10 protein-coding genes are annotated in these 10,742 nt (G+C 64.7%); 1 reads left to right on the forward strand and 9 read right to left on the reverse strand.

Translation table 11 applies throughout. From position 1 onward, the window contains the following. Nucleotides 1-102: 102 nt before the first annotated feature. The 8 genes from plsY to ACH2AT_RS09815 all read right to left on the reverse strand — a co-directional run bounded on the left by plsY (nt 103) and on the right by ACH2AT_RS09815 (nt 7,522). On the reverse strand, nt 103-762 hold the full coding sequence (gene plsY / locus ACH2AT_RS09780; RefSeq protein WP_394965630.1) for a glycerol-3-phosphate 1-O-acyltransferase PlsY: 660 nt from the start codon (nt 760-762) through the stop codon (nt 103-105). 34 nt (nt 763-796) lie between these two features. Next, a complete protein-coding gene (der, locus tag ACH2AT_RS09785; RefSeq protein WP_394965632.1) occupies nt 797-2,128 on the reverse strand; it encodes a ribosome biogenesis GTPase Der in 1,332 nt (443 codons plus the stop codon). A 39-nt stretch (nt 2,129-2,167) separates the two neighbouring features. Next, the gene (locus tag ACH2AT_RS09790; protein ID WP_394965634.1) at nt 2,168-3,484 is read right to left on the reverse strand and encodes a DUF512 domain-containing protein; all 1,317 of its coding nucleotides are present in this window, start codon (nt 3,482-3,484) and stop codon (nt 2,168-2,170) included. 81 nt (nt 3,485-3,565) lie between these two features. Continuing rightward, entirely contained in the window at nt 3,566-3,748 is a 183-nt protein-coding gene (gene rpmF / locus ACH2AT_RS09795) for a 50S ribosomal protein L32 (protein WP_177521942.1), read from the reverse strand. A 14-nt stretch (nt 3,749-3,762) separates the two neighbouring features. Then, nucleotides 3,763-4,281, reverse strand: coding sequence for a YceD family protein (locus ACH2AT_RS09800; protein WP_394965636.1), 519 nt, complete (start codon nt 4,279-4,281; stop codon nt 3,763-3,765). A gap of 119 nt (nt 4,282-4,400) precedes the next feature. Then, nucleotides 4,401-4,808, reverse strand: a complete 408-nt coding sequence (locus ACH2AT_RS09805; RefSeq protein ID WP_394965638.1) for a hypothetical protein — start codon at nt 4,806-4,808, stop codon at nt 4,401-4,403. A 68-nt stretch (nt 4,809-4,876) separates the two neighbouring features. Then, nucleotides 4,877-6,211: a glucose-6-phosphate isomerase gene (locus ACH2AT_RS09810; protein ID WP_394965640.1), complete on the reverse strand. Its 1,335-nt coding sequence runs from the start codon at nt 6,209-6,211 to the stop codon at nt 4,877-4,879. A 138-nt stretch (nt 6,212-6,349) separates the two neighbouring features. After that, complete coding sequence (locus ACH2AT_RS09815; protein ID WP_394965642.1) at nt 6,350-7,522, reverse strand: D-alanyl-D-alanine carboxypeptidase family protein; 1,173 nt, start codon at nt 7,520-7,522, stop codon at nt 6,350-6,352. Between the two features lie 138 nt (nt 7,523-7,660). Between ACH2AT_RS09815 and mtaB the strand changes: the two genes are divergently transcribed. Then, complete coding sequence (gene mtaB / locus ACH2AT_RS09820) at nt 7,661-8,953, forward strand: tRNA (N(6)-L-threonylcarbamoyladenosine(37)-C(2))-methylthiotransferase MtaB (protein WP_394965644.1); 1,293 nt, start codon at nt 7,661-7,663, stop codon at nt 8,951-8,953. A 51-nt stretch (nt 8,954-9,004) separates the two neighbouring features. On the opposite strand, the gene ACH2AT_RS09825 is transcribed toward mtaB, so the two are convergent. Continuing rightward, nucleotides 9,005-10,540: a polysaccharide biosynthesis C-terminal domain-containing protein gene (locus tag ACH2AT_RS09825; RefSeq protein WP_394965645.1), complete on the reverse strand. Its 1,536-nt coding sequence runs from the start codon at nt 10,538-10,540 to the stop codon at nt 9,005-9,007. Nucleotides 10,541-10,742 lie beyond the last annotated feature (202 nt).

The raw sequence follows: 10,742 nt of genomic DNA on the forward strand, positions 1-10,742 counted from the left end.
CCCCTCACCATTATACCGCATTCCCTTTCCTTATACGAGAAAAAGACCACCGATAGGTGGCCTTTTTCGACAGGCTGAAGCCCGGCACATGCCGGGCTTTTCTCATTTCTTTTTCTCGCCGAAGCGATATTCGGTGCCGTTCAGAAGGCGTTGAATGTTGGCCCGGTGCATCCAAATCACCAGCACGCCCATGACCAGGGCGCAGAGGGTGGTGAACAGGATGTTGCGCCCGGTGTACCAGCTGTAAAGCCCGGTGAAGATGGGATAGAGCACCGCCACCGTGACCGAGGCAAGGCTGACGATACGGCTGGCAAAGGCGATGGAGAAGAACACCACGGCCAGGGCCAGAAGCACCACCGGCTCGCTGGCCAGGATGGCTCCGGCGGCCACGGCCACGCCCTTGCCGCCCTTGAAGCCGAACCACACCGGCCACAGATGGCCGCACACCGCGCCGATGGCCGCCAGATACCCGGCGTAGATGCCGTTGACCTCCACGCCGCCGGTGAGCAGGGCCCCGGCCCAGCGGCAGAGCGCCACCGCCGCCACCCCTTTCAGCATATCGCCCGCCAGGGTGAGGGCCGCGGCCTTTTTGCCGTAGGTGCGCAGGATGTTGGTGGTGCCTGCGTTGCCGCTGCCCTTGGTGCGGATGTCCTCGTGGTAGAGCAGGCGGCTCACCACCACGCCGAAGTTGACGCTGCCGAAGAGATAGCCCACCAGCAGCGGGATGGCGCCGAGGATGAGGATGATTTGAGTCCAGGTCATGGCGATTAGCCTCCTTTGCGTCGATGCCCGGTGATCACTTGGTGTTTCCGTCGCCCCGCTCGCGGACGATCAGCCGCACGGGGGTGCCTTCCAGGCCGAAGATCTCCCGGATCTGGTTCTCGATGTAGCGCTGGTAGGAGAAGTGGAACAGGTCCCTGCGGTTCACAAAGCAGACGAACGTGGGCGGGCGGGTGGAGATCTGGGTCATGTAGTAGATCTTCAGCCGGCGGCCCTTGTCGCTGGGAGGCTGCACGCGGGCGGTGGCCCGGGCCAGCAGCTCGTTGAGCATGCCGGTGGTCACCCGCAGGGCGTTCTGCTCGTCCACATACTTGATGAGCTGGAACAGACGGTCCACCCGCTGGCCGGTCTTGGCGCTGATGAAGATGATGGGCGCATAGCTCATAAAGCTGAAGTCGTTCATCAGCTTTTTGCGCATGGCGTCCATGGTCTTGTCGTCCTTTTCCACCGCGTCCCACTTGTTCACCGCGATGATGCAGGCCTTGCCCTGCTCGTGGGCATAGCCGGCCACCTTGCTGTCCTGCTCGGTGAAGCCCTCGGTGGCGTCGATCATGATGACGCACACCCGGCTGCGCTCCACCGCCGCCAGGCTGCGCAGCACGCTGTAGCGCTCCACGCCCGCCTCCACCTTGCCCCGCTTGCGCAGGCCGGCGGTGTCGGTGAAGACAAAGCTGCCGTACTGGTTGTCCACATGGCTGTCGATGGCGTCGCGGGTGGTGCCCGCCTCGTTGGCCACGATCATCCGTTCCTCGCCCAGAATGAAGTTCACCAGGCTGGATTTGCCCACGTTGGGCCGGCCGATCACCGCCACGGTGATGCGCTCGTCCTCCTCGCCGCCCTCGCTTCCCTCGGGCAGGTGGGCGCACACCGCGTCCAGCAGATCGCCGGTGCCGTGGCCGTGCACGCTGGACACCGGGAACACCTCGCCCAGGCCCAGGCTGTAGAAGTCATAAAGCTCCATGGGCGGCTCGCCCACCTTGTCGCACTTGTTCACCGCCAGCACCACCGGCTTGCCGCTGCGCATGAGCAGGGAGGCCACGTCCCGGTCCTGGGCGGTGACACCGGCGTTGATGTCGGTGACCATGACGATGCAGTCCGCCGCGTCGATGGCCACCTGGGCCTGCTGGCGGATGTGGGCCAGGATGCCGTCGGCCTCGTTGGGGTCGATGCCGCCGGTGTCCACCAGAAGGAACTCGCGGTTCTGCCACTCGCACTCGCCGAAGATGCGGTCGCGGGTGACGCCGGGGGTGTCCTCCACGATGGCCAGGCGCTGGCCGATCAGTTTATTGAACAGGGTCGATTTGCCCACATTGGGCCGGCCGACCACTGCCACGATGGGTTTTCCCATGTTTGTTCGCCTCCGTTCGTCGGTTGGGGGTGGGGCGCGTCAGGGCAGACGGAAGCCCAGCAGCGCGCGGACCAGCGCCCCGCCGCCGCAGGGCAGCAGGTGCACCTTGACCCCCAGGGCTTTTTCCAGCCGGGGGATGGTCCAGTCGTCCAGAAAGCGGTCCTTTTCGTCCCGCAGCATCACTTCGGGGACGCCCAGATGGCGGCTTTTCAGTTTGCCCTTGCACTGGGCCACGATGTCGGCGGCGGTGACAAGGCCGGTCACGCTCACGTTGCCGCCGAAGAAGTCGTTGCGCACCGGGTGCACCGCCAGCCGCACCTGGGGGTAGCGGCGGCTCAGCGCCTCGACCGACTGGCCGATGAGGGGCGCCGCCAGCGTGCCGGTGACCAGGTCCATCCTGCGGGGCGGCACCGGCCAGCGGGGCCGGTGGGCGTGCAGTTCTTCAAAGAATTCCTCCTGGAACAGCCGCCACATGCCCACGCCGTTTTCCAGCTGGGGGTAGTCCTCATAGAAAGCGTGGGGCGGGATGGGCCGCCCGGCGGCCAGATACCACTCGTCGCCGGGATACACCAGCCGGCAGCCGTATTGCTGCTTGCAGCGGTTGCCCCAGCGCTCCAGGATGTCCAGCACCTCGCGGCTGGCCTGCGCGTCGTAGGCCGTCAAGGGATAAAGGCCCTTGCGGTAGCGGGTCAGCCCGCTGGGCACCGCCGCGATGCTGGCCGCCGCCGGATACAAGGCGCACAGGTCCTCCAGCGTTTTTTCCAGCGCCGCGCCGTCGTTCACGCCCCGGCAGAGCACCAGCTGGAAATTCATTCGGATGCCCGCCTCGGCAAAGCGATCAAGATAGGCCAGCACCTTGCCCGCGTTCCTGTTGGCCATCATCCGCACCCGCAGGTCCGGGTCGGTGGTGTGCACCGAGATGTTGATGGGCGAGATGTGCATCTTGATGATGCGCTCGGCCTCCCGCTCGGAGAGGTTGGTGAGGGTGATGTAGTTGCCGAACAAAAAGGACAGCCGCTCGTCATCGTCCTTGAAATAGAGCGTTTCCCGCAGGCCCTTGGGCATCTGGTCGATGAAGCAGAACATGCAGTGGTTGGCGCAGGAGTGCTTTTTGTCGATCAGGTAGGTCTCGAACTCGCAGCCGAAGGGTTCATACTCCCCTTTTTGGGCCTGCAGGTACTCCAGCTTCCCGCCCCGCTGCACCGCCAGATGCAGCGAAGGGCCGGAGGTATAGAACTGGTAGTCCAGCATGTCGTTGATCTCGTTGCCGTCGGCGCTGAGCAGGGTGTCGCCCGCACGCAGGCCCAGCTTTTCCGCCGCCGAGCCCTTGTTCACGCTTTTGATGCGAACCGCCATTTCCTTCTTGCCGCCTTTCTGCCGGTTGTCAAAAGAAAAAGGGGAAGGCGCTGCCCTCCCCTTACTTCTGCGGGAAGCGGATCACGCTTCCTTCTTGACGATTTCCTTGCCCTTGTAGTAGCCGCAGTTGCCGCATACCTGATGGGGGAGCTTGTACTCGCCGCACTGGCTGCACTTGACCAGAGCGGGGGCCTCCAGCTTCCACACAGAGGAGCGACGCTTGTCGCGCCGTGCCTTGGAAACCTTTCTCTTGGGTACTGCCATTTTAAGCACCTCCTCTAATGTGAATCTTCGCTTAGCAGTTCTTTTAATATAGCAAGCCCTTGGTTTGCGGCAGGCTCTTGAGGCCCTGCCGGACAGCAGGAACAGCCTGCCGCTTTGGGTTGTCCGCAAACGGGGCAAAGCCCTTGACAGTCCGCGCTGCACAGCAGCACGGTGGGGAGCTCCAGCACCAGTTCCTGAAAGGCAAGCTCGTCGATGTCCAGCACGCCTTTTTCGCTGACGGGAAGCTCCAGCTCGCCGCTTTCGAGGTCATCCGGCCCGACGGACCAGTCTCGCTCGATGCTCTGCGAGCGGAACGCGGGCTCGAGGCACCGCGCACAGGGTGCGGTCACCTCCGCATTGAGGCTGAGATGAAGCTGCGCTTTGCCGTTCCCGCCCAGCGCGGCGGAAAACTCGCCGTTGACCGGCCCGACCGGCTCATACCCCGGCCAGTCCCACCCGGAAAGGTCGCATTCCAGCGCCGCCGCATAAGGCACGCGCCCGGTGCGCAGGAACTGTTTCAGGTCAAATTGCATACTTCACCTCAAAAAAGGCCGCCTGATTATTATATCCAATGCGCCCTGCTTTGTCAATAGATAATTTGAAAGCGGGGGTCATTTTTTTGACCCCCGCCCCCGAAGCCTTTTTGCCGGCCTTACAGGTACTTCTTCACGTCTTCGGGCAGGTCTGCGGCCGCCGCGGAGATGGTGATGGTCACGTTGGTGCCGGCGGTGGCGGCCAGGCCCTCCACCTTGGCCAAAAACGCGCCCAGGCCGGCCAGGTCGTGGTTGCAGGTCTTCAGGATGCCGTCGATGAACAGCTCGGTGATGTCGTAGTTGCCGGCCAGAACGCCCGCCACAAAGCCGTAGAGCATTTCATAGCCGCAGATGCCATATCCGTCAAGGTCCACCAGGCGGGCGGCATGGTCGATGTCGAAGGTCAGCTGCATGGACTTTTCAAGGACCACAACATTGCCGCTGGTGGTCTTGGTCACAGTGTTGATGTGATCGATCATCGTTTTGGTCTTGCCGGTGCCTTTGGTGCCAACGATCAGTTTAATCATAGAGAGGGTACCTCCTTTATTTTCGAGGGCGCAAACGGCGGGGCCCGCGCCCATACGGCTCGTGTTTATTATTGCAGCTTTGCTTCCAGCTCAGCCTTGCGGCCCTCGTAGCCGGGCTTGCCCAGCAACGCGAACATGTTCTTCTTGTAGCTCTCCACACCGGGCTGGTCAAAGGGATTGACCCCCAGCATGTAGCCGCTGATGGCGCAGGCCCGCTCGAAGAAATAGATCAGCCAGCCCAGGTCGTACTCGGAAAGGCTGGGCACCTCCAGCAGGATGTTGGGCACATTGCCGTCGGTGTGGGCCAGCACGGTGCCCTGCATCGCCTTGCGGTTGACCACGCTCATGTTCTGGCCCGCCAGGAAGTTCAGGCCGTCCAGGTTCTCGGCGTCCGCCTCGATGAACAGGTCCTTGGAAGGTGTAGCGATGTCCACCACCGTCTCGAACATGACGCGCGCGCCCTCCTGGACGAACTGGCCCATGCTGTGCAGGTCGGTGGAGAAGATGACGCTGGCGGGCATGAGGCCCTTGTTGTCCTTGCCTTCGCTCTCGCCGTAAAGCTGCTTGTACCACTCGTTCATCATGGTGAAGTTGGGCTCGTAGGCGGCCATCAATTCAACGCTTTTGCCCTTGCGGTACAGGATGTTGCGGGCGGCGGCGTATTTGTAGCAGTCGTTGTCCGGCGTGCAGACTGAGTAGGCGGCGCGGGCGTCCGCGGCGCCCTGCATCAGCTTGTCGATGTCGCACCCGGCGCAGGCGATGGGCAGCAGGCCCACGGCGGTGAGCACCGAGTAGCGGCCGCCCACGTCGTCGGGCACCACAAAGGTGGGCCAGCCCTCGTCGTCCGCCTGCTTTTTCAGGGTGCCGCGGGCCTTGTCGGTGGTGGCGTAGATGCGGTTTTTGGCCTCCTCCTTGCCGTAGCGGTCTTCCAGATATTTCTTAAAGACCCGGAAAGCCAGCGCAGGCTCGGTGGTGGTGCCGGATTTGGAGATGACGTTCACGCTCACCCGCTTGCCCTCGCAGCAGGCCAGGATGTCGTTCAGGTAGGCCGGCGAGATGGAGTTGCCGGCAAAGAAGATCTGCGGGGTGTTTTTGCAGGTGCAGTTGTACATCTGGCCCTTGATGGCCTCGATGGCGGCGCGGGCGCCCAGATAGGAACCGCCGATGCCGATGACCACCAGCACGTCGGAATCCGAACGGATCTTCTCGGCGGCCGCCTTGATGCGGGCGAATTCCTCTTTGTCGTAGTTGACGGGAAGATCCACCCAGCCCAGGAAATCGTTGCCGGGGCCGGTGCGTTCTTCCAGCAGTTTGTGGGCCGTTTCCACCTGGGGCCAGATGGCGCCCCACTCGGCCTCGTTCACAAAACCGTTCAGGTGTTTTCCGTTGAATTTTACGCTCATATTCCGTTCTCCCGTCCTCTGCCCCGGCCCGCTGCCGGCAGGGTGCCGCCGGGCGGTGAAAGCTGGGTGTTTGTTTGTTATAACTATACCGTTTTGACCGTACAAAGTCAAGGTGGCCCGCCGGGATTTGCCAAAAAATCAATGGGCCAGCAGTGCGGTCAGCAGGCGCTCAAAGCCAAGGCGCGCCGTCATGGGCCGCACCTCCCCGGCCGCCGTCACCGGCCAGGAGCCCAGCACCGTCCCGCCGCTGCGCACCGTCACCGTGCCCACCTGCTGGCCCGCCGCCAGCGGGGCCGCAAGGGTCCGGGGCAGTTCCAGCTCGGCGGTGAGAGCGCCGCCCTCCCCTTTCTGCACCAGCAGCTTTTGGGGCGCGGCATATTGCAGCCCCACCGTCTCCTCGGCCCCGCCGGTCACCGGCAGGCTGGCGGGGGCGTTTTCCGGCGCGGGGGCGGCCACGTTTTCAAAGTTGGCAAAGCCGTAGTCCAGCAGGGCGGTGGCGGCGTCGAACCGCTCGGCGCTGGAGGCCGCCCCCAGCACCACCGCCAGCAGGTCCAGGCTGTCCCGGCTGGCGCTGACGGAGATGCACACCCCCGCGCCGCTGGTGGTGCCGGTCTTGAGGCCGGTGACGCCCTGGTACCGTTTGAGCAGTTTGTTGGTGTTCAGCAGCTGGGTCTGCCCGCCCCGCAGCGTATCCATCCAGATGGTGGTGTAATCCGTGATCTGGGGATGGTTCAAAAGTATCTCCCGGCTCATGATGGCCACGTCCCGGGCGGTGGAGAGGTGGCCCTCCTCGTCCAGCCCGCAGGCGTTTTTGAAGGTGGTGTTCACCATGCCCAGCTCGGCAGCTTTCTGGTTCATCCGTTCTGCGAAGGCGGGCTCCGACCCGCCGATGAACTCCGCCACCGCCACCGCCGCGTCGTTGGCGCTGGACACGCAGATGGCCTTGATCATCTCGTCCAGGGTGAAGGTCTCCCCCGGTTCCAGCCAGATCTGGCTGCCGCCCATATTATAGGCATGGTCGGAGACGGGCACTGTGTCCTGCAAACTCACCTTGCCCGCGTCGATGGCCTCGAAGGCGAGCAGCAGCGTCATCACCTTGGTGATGGAGGCGATGGGCATGGGGGCGTCCGGCTCCTTTTCGTAGAGCACCGTGCCGCTGGAAAGGTCGATGAGCACCGCCGCCCGGCAGGGCACGTCAAAATCCGGCAGGGCGAAGCGCCCGGCGGCCAGCGGTTCGGCAAAGGCAGGCATGCACAGCGCCGCCGCCAGCACACAGCACAGCGCCAGGGCCAGCAGTCTTTTTTTCAGCATAAGAGTTCCTTCCTCTCTTTTCACAGGCCCGGGGGCCGGTTTTGTCTATGGAATGTATATGCCGCCGCCCTTGCGATTTTGCCCGCCGGGCCGTATAATAGGGCGGAGAACACCCCCTGTTTACGAAGGAGACACTCTATGCGCGTAAGCTTTTACACCCTTGGCTGCAAGGTGAATCAGAACGAGACCGGGGCGTTGGAACAGCTGTTCCTGCGCCGGGGCTACACCCTCGCGGCGGACGGCGAAGCGGCAGATGTTTACGTGGTGAACAGCTGCACCGTGACCGCCGGGGGCGACAAGAAGAGCCGCCAGTGGCTGCGGCGGGCCAAGCGCCAGAACCCCGGCGCGGTGACGGTGATGGCCGGGTGCTACCCCCAGGCGTTCCCCGAGCAGGCCGCGCAGCTGGAGGAAGCGGACGTGGTGGTGGGCAACGTGGGCCGCGCCGCCATGCTGGAGGACATCCAAAAAGCGCTGGACAGCGGCGAGCGGGTGGTGGACATCCGCGCCCACGAAAAGGGCGAAGGGTTCGAGGAACTGCCCATGGAGAATTTCGAGGGCCACACCCGGGCCTTCATCAAGGTGCAGGACGGCTGCGACCGCCGCTGCGCCTACTGCGTCATCCCCCGGGCCCGGGGCGCGAGCCGCAGCCGCAGCGAGCAGAGCGTTTTGAAAGAGCTGGAAGCGCTGGCCGCCGCCGGTTACAAAGAAGTGGTGCTCAGCGGCATCAACCTGCCCAGCTACGGCAAGGACACCGGCACCGACCTGGTGAGCCTGATCGAAGCCGCGGCAAAGGTGGAGGGCATCGAGCGCATCCGGCTGGGCAGCCTGGAGCCGGACCTTTTGAGCGACGAAGCCATCGCCCGGATGGCGGCGGTGAAGGAGCTGTGCCCCCAGTTCCACCTGTCGCTGCAAAGCGGCTGCACCGCCACGTTGCGGCGGATGCGCCGGGTGTACACCGCCGGGGAGTACGCCCGGGTGGTGGAAAAGCTGCGGGCCGCTTTTGGGGGCTTCGCCAGCTTCACCACCGACGTGATCGTGGGCTTCCCCGGCGAGACCGAGGACGAGTTTGCCGAGAGCCTTGCCTTTGTGTGCCGGCAGAAGTTTTTGAAGGTGCACGTGTTCCCCTACTCCCGCCGGGCGGGCACCCCAGCGGCGGACTTTGCCGGCCAGCTCACCGAGGCTCAGAAGGCGGACCGGGTGCGCCGGCTGCAAACAGCGGCGGACGAGGTGCGCGGCGCCCTTGCCCTCCAGATGCTGGGCGCCGAGGACACGGTGCTGCTGGAAAAGGCGGTGAGCGGCAGCCTTTTCACCGGCTACACCCGGTTGTATCTGCCTGTGGCGGTGAAGGCCCCCGGCGCGGCGGCGGGCCAGATCGTGACCGCCCGGCTCGTCGAATGGGACGGCGAGCGGGCGCGGGCCGAAGCCCTTTAAACAAAGAAAAAAGCGGCGTTTCCTCCTTCTTGGGGCGGAAGCGCCGCTTTTTCAGTTTTCTTTGGCCGGAGCGCGCCGGGTATCCAGCACCGCCTTGAGCTGGCGGCCCGCCCCCAGCGGCAGCAAAAAGGCACAGAACAGCCCGCCGGTGGCCGCCACGCTGCACGCCACCTGCCACACATCCCCCGCCGGGGCGGCGAGGCGCACGAAGGTCTGGCCCAGGGCAGCGGCGGCAGCAAAGAGCAGCGCCGGCTGGAGGAACCACTCGAACCAGCGGGTGCGGATGCCGGTGGTCTTGTGGATGCGGAAGATGTTCAGCAGCGCCGAGGTCACGTTGGAGGCCCACATCACCCCAAGGAAGCCCGTCATGCCGAACCGGGGCATGAGCAGCAGCACCAGCACGATGCGCAGCACCGAATCCCAGATGCTGTAGCGGAAGGTGGCCACCTCCTCCCCCAGGCCCTTGAGGATGGAATCGCCCATGGCGTCCAGATACATGCCGGGCAGCACCGGGGCCAGCGCCAGAAGGTAGAGGCCCACGCTTTCGTCCCGGTAGAGCAGCCGGGCCAGCGGCGCGGCGTTCAGGGCGATGAGCCCCCCTGCCAGCACCGAAAAGAGGTTGGTGAACAGCATGATGCGGCCCACCAGCGTTTCCAGCGTGCGGCGGCGGCCCAGAATGTGGGCGCGGGTGACCTCCGGCAGCAGCAGGGTGGACAGCGGCGTCAGGAAGGAAAAAGGGAAAAGCAGCACCGGCATGGCCATGCCCTTGAGGGCCCCGAACTGGGCCAGGCTCTCGGCCCTGCTGCCCAGAAAGGCCAACAGGCAGGCGGGCACCAGCATGTTCTCCGCCGTGTGGAGGGCGCTGTCCAGGCAGCGGCCTCCCTCCACCGGGGCCAGAATGTGCCAGATGCGCCTGCCCGCGTCGGCGGGCGGGGCAGGCCGCACCCCGCCGAACAGCCGCCGGGCATCCTTTTTGTAATCGTGCAAAAGCAGCAGGCAGGCCAGCGCCTCGCTGATGGTGTTGCCCGCCACCAACGCCGCGCAGGCGTACCGCGCGCCCCAGCTCCCCGCCGCGGGCAGCACCGCCGCTGCAAGGCCGATGCGCACCGCCTGCTCAAAGACCTGGCTTCTCACCCCCGGGCCCACCCGCTGGCGGGCGAAAAAATAGCCCTTGAACACCGCCGCCAGCGCCATGAAGGGCAGGCTGGGGGCCAGCACCAGAAGGCTCAGCTCCGCCCGCGCGTCCCCCAGAGCGAAGCGGGCCGCCGGCCGGGCCAGCAGCAGCTGGGCGGCGCAGGCGGCAAAGCCCAGCGCCAGCGAGAGCCGTGTCAGCTTTGCCATCATGCCGGCGGCGCGGGGGGCCTCCAGCCGGGCCAGTTCCTCAGCGGCCAGGCGGGTAGCCGCCACCGACATGCCGGCGGTTGCCGCGGTGGTGGTCAGGCCGTAGACGGTGAAGATCAGCTGGTAAAGGCCCATGCCCTCGGCCCCCAGCAGCGCCGCCATGTAGACCCGCAGCACCATGCCCGCCGCCCGCAGGCCAAGGCCGGTGGCCGTGAGGATGGCCGCGTTTTTCAAATAGACCCGCACTCCGGCCAATGGATGCGCCTCCCCCGCTGGTTTCTCGCTCCATTCTTATGCGCCCGGCGGCAAAAAGTATGCCCGGCCACCTTTTCATCCCGGCGGGTTTGTGCTACTATAAAAAGGACTACGACAGTCCAGCTAAGAAATGTCAAGAGGTGATATGAAAAAAGTTAAAATTTTTACAGTAGTGAAAAAAGGGTAACTTTAA

Source organism: Candidatus Allofournierella excrementigallinarum, assembly GCF_944388085.1.
GTDB classification, from domain to species: Bacteria; Bacillota; Clostridia; order Oscillospirales; family Ruminococcaceae; genus Allofournierella_A; species Allofournierella_A excrementigallinarum.

Bases quoted from the DNA above. Each gene is read 5' to 3' on its own strand.
- plsY (WP_394965630.1), bottom strand. From the start codon at position 762: ATGACCTGGACTCAAATCATCCTCATCCTCGGCGCCATCCCGCTGCTG.
- der (WP_394965632.1), bottom strand. From the start codon at position 2,128: ATGGGAAAACCCATCGTGGCAGTGGTCGGCCGGCCCAATGTGGGCAAA.
- ACH2AT_RS09810 (WP_394965640.1), bottom strand. From the start codon at position 6,211: ATGAGCGTAAAATTCAACGGAAAACACCTGAACGGTTTTGTGAACGAG.
- ACH2AT_RS09790 (WP_394965634.1), bottom strand. From the start codon at position 3,484: ATGGCGGTTCGCATCAAAAGCGTGAACAAGGGCTCGGCGGCGGAAAAG.
- ACH2AT_RS09815 (WP_394965642.1), bottom strand. From the start codon at position 7,522: ATGCTGAAAAAAAGACTGCTGGCCCTGGCGCTGTGCTGTGTGCTGGCG.
- rpmF (WP_177521942.1), bottom strand. From the start codon at position 3,748: ATGGCAGTACCCAAGAGAAAGGTTTCCAAGGCACGGCGCGACAAGCGT.
- ACH2AT_RS09805 (WP_394965638.1), bottom strand. From the start codon at position 4,808: ATGATTAAACTGATCGTTGGCACCAAAGGCACCGGCAAGACCAAAACG.
- mtaB (WP_394965644.1), top strand. From the start codon at position 7,661: ATGCGCGTAAGCTTTTACACCCTTGGCTGCAAGGTGAATCAGAACGAG.
- ACH2AT_RS09800 (WP_394965636.1), bottom strand. From the start codon at position 4,281: ATGCAATTTGACCTGAAACAGTTCCTGCGCACCGGGCGCGTGCCTTAT.